The sequence below is a fragment of the Acidovorax delafieldii genome, from assembly GCF_007993815.1.
In the GTDB taxonomy this organism is placed as follows: Bacteria; Pseudomonadota; Gammaproteobacteria; order Burkholderiales; family Burkholderiaceae_C; genus Acidovorax; species Acidovorax delafieldii.
Window position 1 is genome coordinate 212767 of the sequence record NZ_VJWE01000013.1, and the last position, 17573, is coordinate 230339.

Annotated in this window: 19 protein-coding genes; 2 read left to right on the forward strand and 17 right to left on the reverse strand. The window is 60.9% G+C overall.

What is annotated here, in order from left to right; all coding sequences use genetic code 11:
* Window positions 1-26: 26 nt before the first annotated feature.
* The 15 genes from lepB to ATF69_RS13135 form a co-directional block, all read right to left on the reverse strand.
* Entirely contained in the window at window positions 27-1001 is a 975-nt protein-coding gene (gene lepB / locus ATF69_RS13065) for a signal peptidase I (protein ID WP_146871236.1), read from the reverse strand.
* Complete coding sequence (gene lepA, locus ATF69_RS13070) at window positions 1001-2809, reverse strand: translation elongation factor 4 (protein WP_056061364.1); 1809 nt, start codon at window positions 2807-2809, stop codon at window positions 1001-1003. Before lepA ends, lepB begins: the two co-directional genes overlap by 1 nt.
* A 510-nt stretch (window positions 2810-3319) precedes the next feature.
* A complete protein-coding gene (locus ATF69_RS13075) occupies window positions 3320-4789 on the reverse strand; it encodes a Do family serine endopeptidase (RefSeq protein ID WP_056747590.1) in 1470 nt (489 codons plus the stop codon).
* A gap of 161 nt (window positions 4790-4950) precedes the next feature.
* Window positions 4951-5853 carry a MucB/RseB C-terminal domain-containing protein gene (locus tag ATF69_RS13080; protein WP_342212247.1) on the reverse strand — a complete coding sequence of 301 codons (903 nt, stop codon included), beginning with the start codon at window positions 5851-5853 and terminating at the stop codon, window positions 4951-4953.
* Window positions 5854-6047: 194 nt separating this feature from the next.
* Window positions 6048-6698, reverse strand: coding sequence for a sigma-E factor negative regulatory protein (locus tag ATF69_RS13085; protein ID WP_146871238.1), 651 nt, complete (start codon window positions 6696-6698; stop codon window positions 6048-6050).
* Between the two features lie 9 nt (window positions 6699-6707).
* Entirely contained in the window at window positions 6708-7334 is a 627-nt protein-coding gene (gene rpoE / locus ATF69_RS13090) for an RNA polymerase sigma factor RpoE (protein ID WP_015013192.1), read from the reverse strand.
* 6 nt (window positions 7335-7340) lie between these two features.
* Entirely contained in the window at window positions 7341-7784 is a 444-nt protein-coding gene (locus ATF69_RS13095) for a hypothetical protein (protein WP_244303724.1), read from the reverse strand.
* A gap of 200 nt (window positions 7785-7984) precedes the next feature.
* Window positions 7985-9229, reverse strand: coding sequence for a beta-ketoacyl-ACP synthase II (gene fabF / locus ATF69_RS13100; RefSeq protein ID WP_056061355.1), 1245 nt, complete (start codon window positions 9227-9229; stop codon window positions 7985-7987).
* Between the two features lie 48 nt (window positions 9230-9277).
* Window positions 9278-9517: an acyl carrier protein gene (gene acpP, locus ATF69_RS13105; protein WP_003058049.1), complete on the reverse strand. Its 240-nt coding sequence runs from the start codon at window positions 9515-9517 to the stop codon at window positions 9278-9280.
* 103 nt (window positions 9518-9620) lie between these two features.
* The gene (gene fabG, locus ATF69_RS13110) at window positions 9621-10379 is read right to left on the reverse strand and encodes a 3-oxoacyl-ACP reductase FabG (protein ID WP_146871240.1); all 759 of its coding nucleotides are present in this window, start codon (window positions 10377-10379) and stop codon (window positions 9621-9623) included.
* On the reverse strand, window positions 10376-11326 hold the full coding sequence (gene fabD, locus ATF69_RS13115) for an ACP S-malonyltransferase (RefSeq protein WP_146871241.1): 951 nt from the start codon (window positions 11324-11326) through the stop codon (window positions 10376-10378). Before fabD ends, fabG begins: the two co-directional genes overlap by 4 nt.
* Window positions 11327-11385: 59 nt before the next feature.
* On the reverse strand, window positions 11386-12363 hold the full coding sequence (locus ATF69_RS13120) for a beta-ketoacyl-ACP synthase III (protein ID WP_146871242.1): 978 nt from the start codon (window positions 12361-12363) through the stop codon (window positions 11386-11388).
* Window positions 12363-13415, reverse strand: a complete 1053-nt coding sequence (plsX, locus tag ATF69_RS13125) for a phosphate acyltransferase PlsX (RefSeq protein ID WP_056061343.1) — start codon at window positions 13413-13415, stop codon at window positions 12363-12365. Before plsX ends, ATF69_RS13120 begins: the two co-directional genes overlap by 1 nt.
* A gap of 107 nt (window positions 13416-13522) precedes the next feature.
* A complete protein-coding gene (gene rpmF, locus ATF69_RS13130) occupies window positions 13523-13705 on the reverse strand; it encodes a 50S ribosomal protein L32 (RefSeq protein WP_005794249.1) in 183 nt (60 codons plus the stop codon).
* Window positions 13706-13816: 111 nt separating this feature from the next.
* The gene (locus ATF69_RS13135) at window positions 13817-14365 is read right to left on the reverse strand and encodes a YceD family protein (protein WP_146871243.1); all 549 of its coding nucleotides are present in this window, start codon (window positions 14363-14365) and stop codon (window positions 13817-13819) included.
* A 25-nt stretch (window positions 14366-14390) separates the two neighbouring features.
* Here ATF69_RS13135 and ATF69_RS13140 point away from each other — a divergent pair, with 25 nt between their 5' ends.
* Both ATF69_RS13140 and ATF69_RS13145 read left to right on the forward strand, forming a co-directional pair.
* Entirely contained in the window at window positions 14391-14990 is a 600-nt protein-coding gene (locus ATF69_RS13140; RefSeq protein ID WP_146871244.1) for a Maf family nucleotide pyrophosphatase, read from the forward strand.
* Window positions 14987-15763, forward strand: coding sequence for an SAM-dependent methyltransferase (locus ATF69_RS13145; protein ID WP_146871245.1), 777 nt, complete (start codon window positions 14987-14989; stop codon window positions 15761-15763). The genes ATF69_RS13140 and ATF69_RS13145 overlap by 4 nt, the downstream gene beginning before the upstream one ends.
* Window positions 15764-16037: 274 nt before the next feature.
* Here the strand turns inward: ATF69_RS13145 and ATF69_RS13150 are convergent, their stop codons facing one another.
* Together ATF69_RS13150 and ATF69_RS13155 are read right to left on the reverse strand one after the other, a co-directional pair.
* Window positions 16038-17084 carry a S49 family peptidase gene (locus ATF69_RS13150; protein WP_146871246.1) on the reverse strand — a complete coding sequence of 349 codons (1047 nt, stop codon included), beginning with the start codon at window positions 17082-17084 and terminating at the stop codon, window positions 16038-16040.
* 92 nt (window positions 17085-17176) lie between these two features.
* Window positions 17177-17557: a Rieske (2Fe-2S) protein gene (locus ATF69_RS13155; RefSeq protein ID WP_146871247.1), complete on the reverse strand. Its 381-nt coding sequence runs from the start codon at window positions 17555-17557 to the stop codon at window positions 17177-17179.
* Window positions 17558-17573: the final 16 nt, after the last annotated feature.

Here is a 17573-nt window from a genome sequence, read left to right on the forward strand (position 1 = left end):
TCAATGTTATTTGCAATCGCCCGCACTCAATGGAACGAGCCGATGCGCTTGAGATTACCGAAATTCATCCAGACAAAAAAGGCCTTGCCCACGATGTTGCCCTCGGGCACAAACCCCCAGTAACGGGAATCGAGCGAGTTATCGCGGTTGTCGCCCATCATGAAATAGTGCCCCTCCGGCACCTTGCAAGTGACACCTTCTACACTGTAGCGGCAGTTTTCACGATAGGCAAAATTGCTGGCGCCTTGTACGAAAGCGGGCACATCGGGGTTATTCAACAACCGATGGGGCTGATCGCCGAGTTGCTCTTCAAACTGCTTGAAGTAACGCATGGAGTCTTCTTCAAAGAAGTCGGGCAACGCCTTGGTGTCAACAGCTTTACCGTTGATGGTGAGGCGCTTGTTGATGTAGGCCACCTCATCGCCCGGCACCCCTACCACACGCTTGATGTAGTCCATGCTGGGCTGTGGTGGATAGCGGAACACCAGAACATCGCCGCGAACGGGCCTGGAGCCCTCGGTCAACCGTGTGTTGATAACAGGCAGTCGAATGCCATAGGTGAATTTATTCACCAAAATCAGGTCGCCAACGAGCAGCGTTGGGATCATGGAGCCCGATGGAATCTTGAAAGGCTCGAAAAGAAACGAGCGCAAGAAAAACACCGCAGCGATGACTGGGAACAACCCCGCAGTCCAGTCCAGCCACCAGGGTTGCATGAGGATGCGGCCCTTGGCTTCCTGCACATCCACATCCACCTTCTGGATGCCCATGCGATCTAGCTCCGCACGCCGCTCGGTTGCTGCGTCCTCGATGGCCTGCGCCGCGCGGCGCCGCCGGGGCAGAAAATAAATGCGCTCTGCCAGCCAGTAGATGCCGGTGACGACCGTCGCCAGAAACAAAAGCAGTGCAAAGTTGCCCTCGATAGCTCCGGTATACCAGGCACCGATATAGCCCACGAAGGCCGTCAGCACCAGTGACGTCAAAATTTGCATGAATTGCATCAATCTTCCACCTGCAAAATGGCCAGGAATGCCTCTTGAGGCACCTCGACCGATCCGATCTGTTTCATGCGCTTTTTGCCTGCTTTCTGCTTCTCAAGAAGCTTGCGTTTGCGGGTGATATCGCCGCCATAACATTTGGCCAACACGTTTTTGCGCAGTGCCTTGATGGTTTCGCGCGCAATGATGTTGGCGCCAATGGCCGCCTGGATGGCCACGTCATACATCTGGCGGCTGATGATCTCGCGCATCTTGGCAACCACTGCCCGGCCGCGGTACTGCGACTGCGAACGGTGCACGATGATGGACAAGGCATCCACCTTTTCTCCGTTGAGCAGGATATCCACCTTCACCACATCGGAGGCACGGTACTCCTTGAACTCGTAGTCCATGGAGGCGTAGCCGCGCGAGACCGATTTGAGCTTGTCAAAGAAGTCGAGCACGATCTCACCGAGGGGCATTTCATAAGTGAGCATTACCTGGCGACCGTGGTACGCCATGTTCATCTGCACGCCACGCTTCTGATTGGCCAGCGTCATCACCGGGCCCACATAGTCCTGCGGCATGTACAGATGGACCGTCACGATAGGCTCGCGGATTTCCTCCAGACGACCCTGGTCAGGCATCTTGGAAGGGTTCTCGACCATGATCACTTCGCCGTCGGCCTTGACCACCTCATAGACCACACTGGGGGCCGTCGTGATGAGGTCCTGGTCGAATTCGCGCTCCAGCCGCTCTTGCACGATCTCCATGTGCAACAGTCCGAGAAAGCCGCAGCGGAAGCCAAAGCCCAGCGCCTGACTCACCTCGGGCTCATAGTGGAGCGAAGCATCGTTGAGCTTGAGCTTTTCCAGGGCGTCACGCAGCGAGTCGTACTCGCTGGCTTCGGTGGGGTAAAGACCTGCGAACACCTGGGGCTGGATCTCCTTGAAACCAGGCAGCGCGTCCGTAGCAGGCCCTGCATTGTTGGGGAGCTTCTTCTCGAGCGTGATGGTGTCACCCACCTTGGCGGCCTGCAGCTCCTTGATGCCGGCAATGATGTAGCCCACCTGCCCTGCATCGAGGGAATTGCGCGGCTCGTTGGCGGGCGTGAACACCCCCAGGTTGTCGGCGTTGTACACCGCGCCCGTGGCCATCATCTTGATGCGCTCGCCCTTGAGCAAGCGGCCATCGACCACACGCACCAGCATGACCACCCCGACGTAGCTGTCGAACCAGCTGTCGATGATCATCGCGCGCAGCGGGCCATCGGCATTGCCACGTGGTGCGGGCACCTTGGCAACAATCGCCTCCAGAATCTCATCGATTCCCATACCGGTTTTGGCAGAACAAGGAATCGCGTCGGTGGCATCAATGCCGATCACATCTTCGATCTCGGCCTTGGCGTTGTCTGGATCAGCGTTGGGCAGATCCATCTTGTTGAGCACCGGCACCACTTCCACACCCAGATCCAGAGCGGTGTAGCAGTTGGCCACAGTCTGCGCTTCGACCCCCTGCGATGCATCCACCACCAACAGCGCACCCTCGCATGCAGACAGCGAACGACTCACCTCATACGAGAAGTCCACATGCCCTGGCGTGTCGATCAGATTGAGGTTGTAGACCTGCCCATCCTGGGCCTTGTACTGCAGCGCAGCGGTCTGCGCCTTGATGGTTATCCCACGCTCTTTTTCGATATCCATCGAGTCCAGAACCTGGGCCTCCATCTCACGGTCTGCAAGACCTCCGCACCGCTGAATCAAGCGGTCGGCAAGCGTCGACTTGCCATGGTCGATGTGCGCAATGATGGAAAAATTTCTGATGTGATTCATCAACGGAAAGCGTCAAGTGATTGAATTAAAACAGTGCGCACAAGAAAAAAGGGCGCGTCGAATGGCGACGCGCCCTGAACCAACAATCATTGGCAACTGCGATAGTTGGAGCTTCATTGTAGGCAAAAAGGCCGCCTGAAAAAGCCCGCCCCTCGGCATCCAAGGGAAGTTGCCAGGGTGCAACAGGAATTTTATACACAGTTTATACACAGTCCGCACAAGAACAACGCTGGACAACTTGTGGGTGAGCTGTGGATCAACTGTGCATTGCTCAAAAACATCCCACATCGTGAACAGAGCGCCCGTCGATATGCAGATAAGCGTTGAACGCAAGTCTCTATTCTATCGAAACTGGTTGATGGACCTCTGAAAAGTTAGCAAAAGCTAACATCCAGACTGGTGTGGACGCCTCCTACCAACCCCTCAAAAAAAACCAAGCACCGACAATGGCCCCCTTGAAACGTAGGGAATGGCCCGACTCCGGGCCATCCTCGTTCTCGCTTGTGGCGCTTATCTGCCGGGGCGAATCAGCGCGTACTGAGCCCATTCGCCGCGGCGATACAGCACATTGATGGACTTGCTCTTATCAGCCTTGGAAAGCACGGATTCAAACTCTTTCACGCCCGCCACTTCGGTGTTGGCAACCGACAGGATGATGTCCCCTTCCCGGAGGCCAGCGCGTGCTGCCGCGTCCGTGGCGGTCGCCACGACCACCCCGCCCTTGAGCTTGAGTTCCTTCTTCTGGGCATCCGTCAGTTCCGTCACTGACAAACCGATCTGCTGTGCAGCGGCAGAGGCCTTGGGCTTCTCCTCGCGCTCGGCTACTTTGGTGGCGGGCTTGTCAGGTTCGATCTCCGCGATGGTGATGGCCAGATCGCGGGATGCACCGCGACGGAACACCGTCACCGAACTGCGATTGCCTGGTTTGGTGTTGCCCACAAGGCGCGGCAGGTCTGCCACCTTCTCGATGGGTTTGCCATCAAAGCGCGTGATGATGTCGCCCGCCTCCACACCCGCTTTGTCTGCGGGCGATCCTGCCTCCACTCCGGTCACCAGAGCGCCCTGCGCCTTGCCCAGGCCAATCGACTCAGCAACATCCTTGGTGACTTGCCCGATCTGGACACCGATACGGCCACGCGTCACACGGCCCGAAGCGCGCAGCTGCTCACTCACACGGATGGCTTCATCCATGGGGATGGCGAACGAAATACCCATGAATCCGCCAGAGCGGGAATAGATCTGGCTGTTGATGCCCACCACCTCACCACGCATGTTGATGAGCGGCCCGCCAGAGTTTCCGGGGTTGATGGCCACATCCGTCTGGATGAAGGGCAGGTAGTCACCCGTATCGCGCTGCTTGGCGCTGACGATGCCAGCAGTGACCGTGTTTTCCAGCCCAAAGGGTGAACCGATCGCCATCACCCACTCGCCCACACGGAGGCGACTCACATCCCCCACTTTCACAGCAGGCAATCCTGACGCCTCGATCTTCACAACGGCCACGTCAGTGCGCTTGTCAGCCCCCACGATGCGCGCCTTGAACTCACGCTTGTCCGTCAAGGTCACAATGACCTCGTCAGCGCCTTCAACCACATGCGCGTTGGTCATCACAAACCCGTCAGAGGTCAGAATGAAACCCGATCCCACTCCACGTGGCTGCGCCTCTTCTTCCTGTTGAGGCCGTTGAGGCCGCTGTTGACGCGGAGCATTGGGGATGGGTACCCCAAACCGGCGAAAGAATTCCAGCATCTCTTCGTCCATGCCATTGGCGTTGGCTCGACTGGACGCTTTCTCGACGGTGCGGATGTTGACCACCGACGGCCCCACCTGATCCACCAGATCGGTGAAATCAGGCAAACCCCGAACCAGCGGTGCAGGTTGTGCCAACGCCGCATGGGGCGCTACCGAGACCGTGGCCAGACCACCCATCAGGCATGCCACTGCCACCGAACGCAACATACTTCCATCAAACTTCGGCATCTTCGACCTTTCTTGATTCTTGGCGAATGCTGTTCACGAATTGTGTGTGACTGTGAAGAGTGTGACGCCAAATGGTTCCCCGCATTCGTCACGCCCTCCATGCCCACACAAACCGCCAAATGACCGGGTATGGCGGCCCGCAGCCATCGGCAGCGCGGCTGTCAGCGCAGGCGCTCCAGCTGACCTACAAAAAGGCGTAGTGTCTGCAGAGGTACCTCTCCCACTGCGGTCAACCACGTGTCTGACGGCCCACGCTGGGCTACCAGCTGTGTAGCGCCCATACTGGACACCTGGGGCTGCGCGGGATGGCGCTGCGGGTCGAAGGGCTCCAGAAACAACGACACCGAGGCCAGTCCATCGGAGTACAGGCACTGCAAGACACTGGAGGCATCCGGAGCGTCAGACATCGCCCGTCGGTGACAGCTGACAGGCACGAATCCGGCCACGGGCTGGCGCAAGGCCCAACCTTCGGCCTTTGCCGTAGTTTTGACCACTGAGGGTGCAACCACCTTGTAACCCGACGTCGCGTCCATCAGACGCGTCAGCTGATCAACCTTCACCGGTGCATTGAGATCCAGCTCAGAAAAAGCCGCTTGCTCCAAGACCCGACCATCAGCCGCCAGCGTCTGCAGCTTCACCACCAGCCCGGTTTCACGCTCGCTCCAGAGCCGATAACCGAAACGCAGGGTATCCGTAGGCTGAAACCAGACCACGTCCGACACGAAGCCAGCCACCCGCTCCTGCCCCAGCAGGCGGGGCGTGTAGAACTGGGCGATCGATGTACCGCTGACCACAGGTACGCGCGGAAAGAGCCCAGATGCATCGCGGCGGTCTGACCGCACAATGCGCGCCTGGGGCAGGAAGGTACGAACTTCGTCGTTACGGCGATAGACAGTGCGCGGAGTGCCACTGAGCGATTCAACCCGCTCCAATTGTTGCTGGCCATCACATGCGTGCCAGATGCGTGAACTGGACATGGCGCCGTTGGCCGACAACACCACAAAGGTTCCGGCATAGGCTCGGATGCACGGTGCGCTGTGCATGCGCTCGATCCACTGCGCCATGTCGCGCTCTGCCACTGCAGTGGTAGTTGACTCAGAGGATGCAGCAGGAGCCCCCGCCACAGGCCCCACGAACAAGCCACACATCGCTGCGGCTATCAGCGAGCCAAGCCATCGAACCCGGGTATTTCCAAAGACCTTCGCAACTCCAGAGGGGTTCATCACACGATCTCAGCGCCAGACATACCGTTCACGATTCAGCGGCCAGGAGTCTCAAAAGTAGCGTTGCGCAAAAAGCCAGCAGGCATCTGCAGGGCCGAAGTGCTGCCAAACTGCTTATGGGCCGCCAGCAACTCATCCAAGCGAGGATCCCGGATCATCACTTGCTGGCCGTCCGCATCAGCAACAGCCACGACAGGCGCACCTTGCGCCGTCGCACGCTCGGGGGAAGAAGCGGCCAGTTGAGCCCCCGCTCCGCCCGCCCCCTGCAGTTGGGAGAACGAGGTCCAGCCAATGGCGGCCACGGCGGCCAGCGACGCAAAGCCCGCAACTATCTTCCAACGGAAAACCGAAGCATTGGCAGCCACAGGCAGAGGGGTCGCTACGATGCCCAGTTGTGCTGGAACATGGGGACGCTGTGGCGGAGCTTCCTTGGCCAGCTCTTCGCGCAAGCGGGACAGAAACGCTGGATTTGCTGGCCGCGCCAAATCAGAAGAACGCAACGCATCGCCCACAAGGTGGTAAACCGCCCATGTGTCGCGTCCTTCGTCTTCCGCCGCCCAGGCCAGCGCATCGGCAAACTCATCGCCGTGCAGCTGACCATCCGCCAGAGCAGATAGCTGTTCGCTCCGTCCGCCGGTCAAGCTGACGTCCGCCGAGGCGGTGATACCTGTTTGTGCCTTGTTCATTCAATCACCTCACCACCGTTTGCCCGACTGGTTTTCGAGCAAGGGTCGCACTTTGGCCGAAATGGCTTCTCGCGCCCGAAAAATTCGAGATCGCACCGTACCAATGGGGCACCCCATCGCGGTAGCAATTTCTTCATAACTGAGCCCTTCAATCTCTCGCAGCGTGACAGCTTGGCGCAGATCATCGGGCAAGGCCTCCATGGCTGCATTCACGACCTGGGCGATTTCCTGGGCCGCAAGGACAGTTTCGGGGGTTTCGTCGCTGGTTAGTTCGTGTCCAAGGCGGGAAGTTTCATCCTCGTCCTCCGAACCCCTGAATGCATTTTCGGAAATGACTGGGTTGCGCTTCATGTCCATGAGCGCCTTCTTGGCTGTGTTGACAGCAATCCGGTACAGCCAGGTGTAAAACTGGGCGTCGCCGCGAAACTGGTGCAGCGCCCGATAGGCGCGAATGAAGGTTTCCTGGGCAATGTCCTGCACCAGGTCCGTGTCGCGCACCATGCGCCCGATCAGTCGTTCGATGCGGCGTTGGTACTTGATGACCAGCAATTCATAGGCGCGCTGGTCGCCCGCTACCGTGCGCTCCACCAGTTGGAGGTCGCTGTCTTCGGAGGGGGAAGGCGGAATTACAGTCATGGATACTCAGTATTCACGCCCTGGGGCAGCTTGCCGGGCGGTTTCGTCAGCGTTGTCAGCGCCCGATCTGGCGCGCGAATATACCGCACGGCGCAAGTCCATCCAGCGCTCTGGCTGACTGGAACGCTCCAGCCACAACCACAGCGGCGGATGTCCGACGAGCAAGATGCGCACCCACAGATGCGCCTGCAGATCCAGAAGCACCTCAGGGGGCGCTGAAAGCGTCAGCGGCACACTGGTGGGCGGCACCACTCGGTTCAGCGTCCAGGCTTGGCCGTCGAACTGCAAAACTCCACGGGCTTGGCTCCACCAAAAATGCATTACAGCCGCCATCGCTGGCAGCCAGAAGCACAGGGCCACTGCGATAGACAGATGCGCAGCACGGCTCCCCAAAGCGATCCAGGCAACCAAAACGGCACCACCAGCAAGCACCCAGGCAGCCAACAGCACGCCCAGAGCCCGACTGCGACGCAGCGAATATTGGACAGAGGGAGGCCGCCTCGAAAGCCGCGTCACAAGACAGCTCCCTTCGACGGACGAATCAAGCGCCAACTCGATGACAGACCGACACCACAGTCAATGACACATCGCCCGCAGGCCCACGAGCGATACGTATTGCCACCGGATCCGAGATTGGTATGTGCGCGCAATCAGACGCGTTTGAATACCAGCGTTCCGTTGGTGCCGCCAAAGCCAAAGTTGTTCTTGACGGCCACATCAATCTTCATGTCCCGCGCCGTATTGGCGCAGTAGTCGAGATCGCACTCCGGATCCTGGTTGAACAGGTTGATGGTGGGCGGCACTTTTTGTTCATGCAGTGCCAGCACGGTGAACACACTCTCAATCCCCCCCGCACCACCGAGCAAGTGGCCCGTCATGGATTTGGTGGAGCTCACAACGGTCTTGTAGGCGTGGTCACCCAAGGCCGCTTTGATTGCATTGGTTTCGTTGATGTCACCCAGAGGAGTGGACGTGCCGTGGGCGTTAAGGTAATCCACCTGATCGGCATTGATCCCGGCGTTGCGCAACGCGCTGAGCATGGCGCGCCGGGGCCCATCCATGTTGGGAGCGGTCATGTGACCTGCATCTGCGCTCATGCCGAAGCCGCTGAGTTCGGCATAAATCTTGGCGCCTCGCGCCTTGGCGTGTTCATACTCTTCGAGCACCATCACACCGGCGCCTTCGCCCAGCACAAAACCGTCGCGGTCCTTGTCCCAGGGGCGGGATGCCGTCTTGGGATCATCGTTGCGGGTAGACAGGGCCCGCATGGCAGCAAACCCGCCGATGCCCAGCGGAGATACCGTGGATTCGGTACCGCCAGCCACGACCACGTCCGCATCGCCGTATTCGATCATGCGACCGGCCTCGCCGATACAGTGCAAGCCTGTCGTGCAGGCAGTCACCACGGCAAGGTTGGGACCCTTGAAGCCAAAGCGCATGGACACATGCCCTGCCACCATGTTGATGATGGACGCAGGTACAAAAAATGGAGTGATACGCCGTGGCCCGCGGCTGACCAGCTCGGCGTGTGTGTTTTCGATCAGCGGGAGGCCGCCAATGCCGGAGCCGATCACGCAGGCAATGCGTGTGGCGAACTCCTCACTGAGCGCTTCACCCGTGGGAAGCCCTGCGTCCTGGACGGCCTGCGCTGCAGCAGCGATGCCATAGTGGATGAAGGTATCCATCGCGCGCGCATCCTTGGCGCTGATGTACGACTCCAGGTCAAGACCTTTGACCTCTCCCGCAATCTTGCAGGCGAAGTTCGATGCATCGAACTTGGTGATGAGATCAATGCCGGACTGGCCGGCAAGGAGATTGGCCCAGGACTCGGCCACCGTGTTACCCACGGGGCTGACGCAACCCAGGCCGGTCACGACAACGCGACGACGGCTCATGCGTATAAAACCTTCTGCTGATCGCTTGAGTCAGGCGCAGGGCGCCGCTCAGGCCTTCTGGTGGGTGTTGGCGTAGTCGATGGCGTTTTGCACCGTGGTGATCTTCTCGGCGTCTTCGTCCGGGATCTCGATGCCGAATTCGTCTTCCAGAGCCATCACCAGTTCCACCGTGTCGAGCGAGTCGGCACCGAGGTCTGCCACGAAGGCCTTTTCATTGGTGACTTGGGACTCTTCCACACCGAGTTGTTCGGCAATGATTTTTTTGACGCGTGCTTCGATATCGCTCATGGTTTCCCTCTGGGGGTTGTGAATGAATCCGCGATTCTAGCCGCTTAAGGAGAAGCCCCTAAACGACCTGCCGTCCGGATGAACCGGCGTTAACTTTCAATAACTACATGTACATGCCGCCATTGACATGCAACTCCTGCCCCGTCACATAGCCTGCCTCGCGCGAGGCAAGGTACGCCACCGCGTGCGCGATGTCGGCCGGCTTGCCCATGTGACCCAGCGGGATCTGCGCATTGAGCGCTTTTTGCTGCTCTTCGGGCAACACGGAGGTCATGTCGGTCTCGATGAAACCGGGTGCCACGCAGTTCACGGTGATACTGCGGCTGCCCAGCTCACGGGCCAGTGCGCGCGTCATGCCCGCCACACCCGCCTTGGCCGCAGCGTAGTTGGCCTGGCCTGGATTGCCCGACGCACCCACCACGCTGGTGATGCTGATGATGCGCCCAAAGCGCTGCTTCATCATCGGCCGGATCGCGGCGCGGCTCGTGCGGAATACCGCCTTGAGATTGGTGTCCAGCACGGCATCCCAGTCGTCGTCCTTCATGCGCATGGCCAGAGTGTCGCGCGTAATGCCCGCGTTGTTCACCAGCACATGCAGGCCACCTTGCTGCTTGACGATGGCGTCCATCAGGGCCTCGACCGCAGCCACATCGTTCACATTCAGATTGGCACCGCGGCAACCAGGGTAAGCCGCCAGCGCCTGGCTGATGCGCGCAGCGCCTTCATCCGTGGTGGCTGTACCCACCACCTGGTAGCCGCGCACCGCCAACTCCAGGGCAATGGCAGCACCGATGCCGCGCGATGCACCGGTCACCAGCGCCACTTGCGCCGCTTGCACTGCTGTCTGGGTCGATTCCGTCATGCCAACAACTCCCGGGTTTCAGCCAGCGTGGCCGAGTCAAACAATGCTGCGCCGACCAATTCAGGGTCGATGCGTTTGGTGAGGCCTGCCAGCACCTTGCCAGGGCCACATTCAATGATGTGCGTCACGCCACGGCCTTTCAGCGCGTGCACGCATTCCACCCAGCGCACGGGGCCAAAGGCCTGGCGGTAGAGCGCCTCGCGAATGGCATCAGCGTCTTGCTGTACCAACACGTCCACGTTGTTGACCACCGGAATCTGAGGGGTAGCAAGCGCAACCTCCGCCAGCGCCATACGCAGCTTTTCAGCCGCAGGCTTCATCAGGCTGGAATGGAAAGGCGCCGACACTGGCAGGGGCAATGCGCGCTTGGCGCCTGCCGCCTTGAGCACCTCACAGGCCTTGTCTACACCCGCCTTGGTACCGGCGATCACGGTCTGGATCGGGTCGTTGAAATTGACAGCCTCCACCACCTCAGCCGTACCTGGCCCGAACGATGCCAAAGCCTCAGCACAACCAGCGATGACCTTGGAAGCCTCCATGCCCAGAATGGCCGCCATGGCGCCTGTGCCGACAGGCACCGCCTCTTGCATGGCCGCCGCACGCAGCCGCACCAGCAGGGCCGCCTGCGCGAGCGTCAACACACCAGCCGCCACCAGAGCGGAGTATTCGCCCAGCGAATGCCCGGCAACGGCCACCGGGGCTGCGCCGCCTTCTGCGCGCCACACCCGCCATGCCGCCACGCCAGCGACCAGCATCACCGGCTGGGTGTTGGTGGTGAGGGCCAAAGCCTCCTTGGGGCCTTCCTTGATCAGCAGGCCGACATCCTCACCCAAAGCATCCGAGGCTTCCTGCAGGGTCTGCGCCACCACCGGGTGGTCACCCCAACCATCGAGCATGCCAACCGATTGCGAGCCTTGCCCCGGAAAGACAAATGCAAAAGACTTCATGAAAAATCCAGAAATATGATGAAACCGGCCGGCAGCGCAGGTACTTATTACGCCAGCAGCTACAACTTCAGGAGCACAGCACCCCAGGTAAAACCACCACCCACGCCTTCGAGCAGCAGGGTTTCGCCTTTCTTGACCTGACCGGTGCGCACCCCATGGTCCAAAGCCAGCGGAATGGAAGCTGCCGAGGTGTTGCCATGTTGGTCCACCGTGACCACCACCTTGTCCATGGACATCTTCAGTTTGCGGGCGGTGCTCTGCATGATGCGGATGTTGGCCTGGTGCGGGATCAGCCAGTCGATATCAGCCTCGGTCAGCCCGGCCTTGGCCAGGGCCGCGTGGGCCGCCTTTTCCAGCACACCCACTGCCAGCTTGAAGACCGCCTGTCCGTCCATTTTGAGGACCGGATCCCCAAGCACCTTGCCGCCGGACACATTGCCGGGCACACACAAAATATCGACATGCTTGCCGTCAGCGTGCAGGTCGCTCGACAGAATGCCAGGCGTGTCAGAGGCCTCCAGCACCACAGCGCCCGCACCATCACCGAACAACACACAGGTGGTGCGGTCGTTGAAGTCCAGGATGCGACTGAAAACCTCTGCACCAATCACCAGCGCGCGATTGGCAGCACCTGTCTGGATCATGGCGTCCGCCACCGACAGGGCATAGACAAAACCGCTGCACACAGCTTGCACATCAAACGCAGGGCATCCATTGGCACCCAGCTTGTTCTGCAAGATACAAGCAACGGACGGGAACACCATGTCCGGCGTCGACGTGGCCACGATGATCAGATCGATATCGGTGGGCTGCAGGCCGGCGGCCTGCAGGGCATTGCGCGCAGCCTCCAATCCCAAGTCGCTGGCGGTCACATCCGGCGCCGCAAAGTGGCGCGCCCGGATGCCGGTGCGCTCCACAATCCATTCATCGGAGGTTTCGATACCGCGCTGGCCCAGTTCGGCAACCAGATCAGCGTTGGTCAACCGGCTGGGAGGCAGGTAGCTGCCGGTGCCGGTAATGCGGGAATAACGTCTCATTATTGTGCGGTCGCCGCAACGCCAGGCTGGGGCTGGGCATCTGCAGGCGCCAGCAGGGGCGCCGCGTGCGCAATCCGGGTCCGGACACGGTCGAGCAGGTTGTTGCGGGCTGCATCATACGCCCGGTTCAACGCCTGCTCGAAAGCCATGGCGTCTGCCGATCCGTGGCTCTTGAACACCAGCCCGCGCAGGCCGAGCAGCGCCGCGCCGTTGTAACGGCGGTAGTCCATGCGCTTCATCAACGCTTTTAAGATCGGATAGGCGACGATAGCGGCCATTTTAGTAAAAATGTGGCGCGAAAATTCGGTTTTAAGTGCTCCGATGATCATCGAGGCCACACCTTCGCTGGCCTTGAGCGCCACATTGCCCACAAAACCATCACAGACCACGATATCCACCGTACCCTTGAAGATATCGTTGCCCTCGACATTGCCGTAGAAGTTCAAATCACCGGAATTAGCCGCAGATCGCAGCAATTCACCTGCTTTTTTGATAACTTCGCTACCCTTGATGACTTCTTCGCCAATGTTCAGCAACCCTACGGTGGGCTCGCTACCCTCTTGGAGGACCGATACCAGGGCGGAACCCATCACGGCAAACTGCAGCAGGTGCTCTGCCGAGCAATCCACATTAGCCCCCAGGTCCAGCACCGTCGTGGCACCACCGGTGGCGTTGGGCAGCTGGGTGGCGATGGCAGGACGGTCGATACCATCCAGCGTCTTGAGCAGATAGCGGGCAATGGCCATCAAGGCGCCGGTATTGCCCGCAGAGACAGCAGCCGAAGCCGTGCCATCCTTGACCTGCTGGATGGCCACGCGCATCGAAGAATCCTTCTTCTTGCGCAAGGCCACTTCCACCGGGTCATCCATAGCGACCACTTCGGTAGCGGGAACGATGGTGGCTCGGTCGTGGGAGAACGATTGCAGGCTGTCCGCCAGGCCAACGAGCAGCAGACGGGCATCCGGGTGGTGGTCGAGAAACTGGCGGCACGCCGCGAGCGTGACGCGGGGGCCATGGTCGCCCCCCATGCAGTCAACAGCCAGTGTGATCATGGGCGACTTGTCCGGCCGGCCCAAAGGGCCGAGAGATGAATACGACGGTCAAAACAAAGGCCCGCGCTACAGGGTTTGTAGCAACGGGCCTTTGGATGGAGTGAAGGTCAGGCTTCAGACTTGTTCTTCAGCACCTGACGGCCACGGTAGAAACCGTTGGGGCTGATGTGGTGACGCAGGTGCGTTTCACCAGTGGTGGGTTCCACAGCAATGCCTGGCACGTTCAGGGCATTGTGCGAGCGGTGCATGCCGCGCTTGGAAGGGGACTTTTTGTTTTGCTGAACGGCCATGATGGCTCCTGATCTGGAATAGGTTGGTAAAAACGCGATCAGCCCAAAAAGACACGATGGGGTTCGCGTGAAGCCCACGATTATAACCCAAATGATTTTTGGGTCGATGAATCAGTCTTTGGCGTCTTTGCGCAAGGCTGCCAGCGCGGCAAACGGGTTGGGTTTTTCGGCGTTGGCTTCTTCAAAATCGTCGTCCGAAGACGCCAGCGGCATCGAGGTCGGGCACTCGTCGTGTTTGGGCACCACGGGCAACGCCATCAACAGTTCATCTTCGATGAGTTCGTGCAGATCAAACTCGCGGCTCAGGGCCAGCAGGTCTTCTTCGCTCTCATCGTCAAGGGCCTCGGCCGTGGCTTCGTCCGCCACAAAGCGGAACTCACGATCCACCTCCAGGGGCACATCGACCGGCGTCAGGCAGCGCTGGCACTCCATGGGGAAGCTGGCGCGCACCATGATGTGCAGCCAGACCTGCCCCATGCCTCCCAGGGCAGTGCGCACCTCGCCCGTCGCCTCCCAGTCCACCAGCAGATCGGGGTGCAGGCCCTTGGCCTCCTGCGCCAGGCGTTCGTATTTCAGCAGCGAGTCGTGGCCCGCCAGCCGACCGCCCGCCTGTGCAAAGGCTTTCACGTCGAGGCGCTGTGCGGAGAATTCCTTGGTCATGGCGGCAGTGTAAGAGAATCGGCGCATGCATCAATCCCCCTCCCCGCAACGCCCTCTGGTATTAGGCTCGACCTCGCGCTACCGGCGCGAATTGCTGGAACGGCTGAACCTGCCTTTCGAAGTGACCGCCCCCCATGTCGATGAGACCCCCCTGCCCGGCGAGGCGCCCCGCGCCCTGGCCATGCGCCTGGCTCTGGCCAAAGCGCAAGCTGTGGCGCGGCAGCACCCCGAAGCCGTGGTGATCGGATCCGACCAGGTGGCAGACCTGGCCGGAGAGCCGCTGGGCAAACCGGGCCAGCACGATCGCGCGGTGCAGCAGTTGCGCCAGATGCGCGGCCAGACGGTGGTGTTCCAAACCGCCCTGGCGGTGGTGTGCGCGGCCACCGGCTTTGAACAGGCGGACCTCGCCCCCGTGGAGGTGAAGTTCCGCGACTTATCGGATGAAGAAATCGAGCGCTACCTGCGCGCCGAGCAGCCCTACGACTGCGCGGGCAGCGCCAAGAGCGAAGGCCTTGGCATTGCCCTGCTGGACGCCATCCACAGCGACGACCCCACGGCACTCATCGGTCTGCCGCTGATCCGCACATGCCGCATGCTGCGCGCAGCAGGGCTGGTGCTGCCATGAACGTAAAAACCGGCACGCTGTACCTGGTGCCCGCCCCCCTCGACTTTGGCTGCGACACCCAGGCCCCACTGCAGGATGCCCTGCCCTCAGCCACCCTGCAGACAGCCGCCCGACTGACCCACTGGGTGTGCGAAAACGCCAAGAGCACGCGCGCCTACCTCAAGCGCATTGACGCGCTGCACCCCCTGGCCCTCTCTCTGCAGCAACAGCAGATCACTGAGTTGCCGCGTGAAGTGCACAAAAAAGGCGACCACGGCGACAAGGGCTCAGCGTCGTTCGACGCCCGCCCGCTACTGGCTGCGGCCCTGAACGGGCACGACATCGGCCTGGTCAGCGAAGCGGGCATGCCCGCAGTGGCTGACCCTGGCTCGTCGGTGGTGCGGGCTGCGCACGACCTGGGCCTGCGCGTGGTGCCGTTGGTAGGGCCGGTGTCGCTGCTGCTGGCCCTGGCCGCCAGTGGCCTCAATGGACAAAACTTCGCCTTCGTCGGCTATCTGCCACAAGACGGACAAGAGCGCACACAGCGCATCAAGGAGCTGGAAGGCATCGCGCTGCGCACGGGCCAGACCCAGCTGTTCATCGAGACCCCGTACCGCAACCCGGCCCTGTGGCAGGCACTGGTTCAGACCCTGCAGCCGCACACCCGGCTGGCGCTGGCCAGCGGGCTGACCCTGCCCGACGCGCGGGTGCAAAGCCAGCTGGTGCGCCAGTGGAAGCAGCAGCCCGCACCACCGGACAACCGCACCCCCGTGGTGTTTGCGCTGGGGCGTTGAGACAGCGACGGGGTAACACGCTACGGGCGAGGCGCCTGGAATGCTACATATTCAGGAGCATTCCAGGCATATTCCACTAGCGCAACCGCCCCAAAACACCCCCAAACCCCTCAGACCGCTGCACAACGGCCCCACACCGGCACCGCAGCACAGCGCAACCAGGCCCAACAAAAAAGCCCCGGCAGATACCTCTGCAGGGGCTTCGAATAGACATCTGCCGTCGATGCAAGGGCTTGCGCGGATGATCACGCCCCTGCCGACTCCGAGGCGAGTATCAGCGCAACTGTGGCCCCGATATGGCCAGTGACTTGACGGCGCCCATGCCCACCGCCGCGCCAAACCGCTTGGCCAGGCGCTCGGCCACGTTGTCGCGGCGGGTGTAGTCGATGATGTCTTCGGCCTTGACCACTTCGCGCGCGACATAGTCCAGGTTGCCCAGCTTGTCCGCCAGGCCCATTTCCACGGCCTGCTGGCCCGTCCAGAACAAGCCGCTGAAGGTATCGGGCGTGGTCTTGAGACGGTCACCGCGCCCTGCTTTCACCACGGCAATGAACTGTTGGTGGATCTGGTCGAGCATGGTCTGCGCGTAGGCGCGCTGCTTCTCGGTCTGCGGGCTGAAGGGGTCCAGAAAACCCTTGTTCTCGCCTGCGGTGAGCAGGCGGCGCTCCACGCCCACTTTTTCCATGACGCCGGTGAAGCCGAAGCCATCCATCAGCACCCCGATGCTGCCCACGATGCTGGCCTTGTCCACGTAGATATCGTCGGCGGCAGCTGCAATGTAGTAAGCAGCCGAGGCGCAGGTTTCTTCGACCACCGCGTAGATCGGCTTGTTGTGCTTGGCTTTCAGGCGCACGATCTCGTCGTTGATGATGCCGGCCTGCACCGGGCTGCCACCGGGCGAGTTGATGAGCAGCACCAGCGCTTGCGAGCCCTCATCCTCCAGCGCGCTGCGCATGGCGGCCACCACAAACTCGGCACTGGCCTCGGCGCCACTCGCGATCTCGCCCTTGATGTCCACCACGGCGGTGTGCGGCGTGCTTTTGCTGGTGCTGGGCGATGCCTGACGCAGGGCCACGAACGCAACAGCAGCAAACAACACCAGCCATATCAGGCGGAAAAAAATCTTCCAGCGGCGGGCGCTGCGTTGTTCGTTGAGGGCGGCAAAGGCCAGCTTTTCCAGCGTGGCGCGTTCCCACCCGGGTTCACGCGATGAATCGCTCACAGGGGCTCCTGAATTAGTAGCTGCTTGCGCCCACAGATCGGGGGCGGAATTGCTTTTGGGGTCAAAGCCCGACGAGGCGGGCTGCTGGGGGTCAGTCATGTCATGCGTCCTGGGCACTGCACCGCTGCGGCCCGCGCTTTGCGGTGGCCCACATCGGGCGGCAGCACATCAGGGTAATTCATCTGGATTTTCTAGAACTCTGCAGGCTGCAGGTTGTAGGCAGTATGCCAGCGCACCACACCATCGCTCTCCGACAGGGCAATTTTGACCAGCCCACCGCGGCAGGGACCGCCCGCACACTGGCCGGTATGGGGCAAGTAGGCCGCCCCGTGGGTGGCACACAACAGCCAGTTGCCTGTGTCATCAAAAAAGCGGTTGGGCTGGTAGTCCATCTCCATCGCCACATGGGTGCAGCGGTTGAGGTAAGCGTGCGGCAGGCCTCGGTAGCGAATCGCAAAGGCCCTGCACGTCTGGCCTGTGTACTGCACATCAAACGGCACGGCCAGGCCTCCATCGACAAGGTCGGCACTGTTGCACAGCGCGATAGGCTGATCAGTGGAGGGTATGGTCATGGGCTCGTCCCGCTCC

Coding starts and splice junctions, on each gene's coding strand:
- lepB (WP_146871236.1), bottom strand. CDS start 1,001: ATGCAATTCATGCAAATTTTGACGTCACTGGTGCTGACGGCCTTCGTG.
- lepA (WP_056061364.1), bottom strand. CDS start 2,809: ATGAATCACATCAGAAATTTTTCCATCATTGCGCACATCGACCATGGC.
- ATF69_RS13075 (WP_056747590.1), bottom strand. CDS start 4,789: ATGCCGAAGTTTGATGGAAGTATGTTGCGTTCGGTGGCAGTGGCATGC.
- ATF69_RS13080 (WP_342212247.1), bottom strand. CDS start 5,853: ATGGCGCAGTGGATCGAGCGCATGCACAGCGCACCGTGCATCCGAGCC.
- ATF69_RS13085 (WP_146871238.1), bottom strand. CDS start 6,698: ATGAACAAGGCACAAACAGGTATCACCGCCTCGGCGGACGTCAGCTTG.
- rpoE (WP_015013192.1), bottom strand. CDS start 7,334: ATGACTGTAATTCCGCCTTCCCCCTCCGAAGACAGCGACCTCCAACTG.
- fabF (WP_056061355.1), bottom strand. CDS start 9,229: ATGAGCCGTCGTCGCGTTGTCGTGACCGGCCTGGGTTGCGTCAGCCCC.
- acpP (WP_003058049.1), bottom strand. CDS start 9,517: ATGAGCGATATCGAAGCACGCGTCAAAAAAATCATTGCCGAACAACTC.
- fabG (WP_146871240.1), bottom strand. CDS start 10,379: ATGACGGAATCGACCCAGACAGCAGTGCAAGCGGCGCAAGTGGCGCTG.
- fabD (WP_146871241.1), bottom strand. CDS start 11,326: ATGAAGTCTTTTGCATTTGTCTTTCCGGGGCAAGGCTCGCAATCGGTT.
- ATF69_RS13120 (WP_146871242.1), bottom strand. CDS start 12,363: ATGAGACGTTATTCCCGCATTACCGGCACCGGCAGCTACCTGCCTCCC.
- plsX (WP_056061343.1), bottom strand. CDS start 13,415: ATGATCACACTGGCTGTTGACTGCATGGGGGGCGACCATGGCCCCCGC.
- rpmF (WP_005794249.1), bottom strand. CDS start 13,705: ATGGCCGTTCAGCAAAACAAAAAGTCCCCTTCCAAGCGCGGCATGCAC.
- ATF69_RS13135 (WP_146871243.1), bottom strand. CDS start 14,365: ATGACCAAGGAATTCTCCGCACAGCGCCTCGACGTGAAAGCCTTTGCA.
- ATF69_RS13140 (WP_146871244.1), top strand. CDS start 14,391: ATGCATCAATCCCCCTCCCCGCAACGCCCTCTGGTATTAGGCTCGACC.
- ATF69_RS13145 (WP_146871245.1), top strand. CDS start 14,987: ATGAACGTAAAAACCGGCACGCTGTACCTGGTGCCCGCCCCCCTCGAC.
- ATF69_RS13150 (WP_146871246.1), bottom strand. CDS start 17,084: ATGACTGACCCCCAGCAGCCCGCCTCGTCGGGCTTTGACCCCAAAAGC.
- ATF69_RS13155 (WP_146871247.1), bottom strand. CDS start 17,557: ATGACCATACCCTCCACTGATCAGCCTATCGCGCTGTGCAACAGTGCC.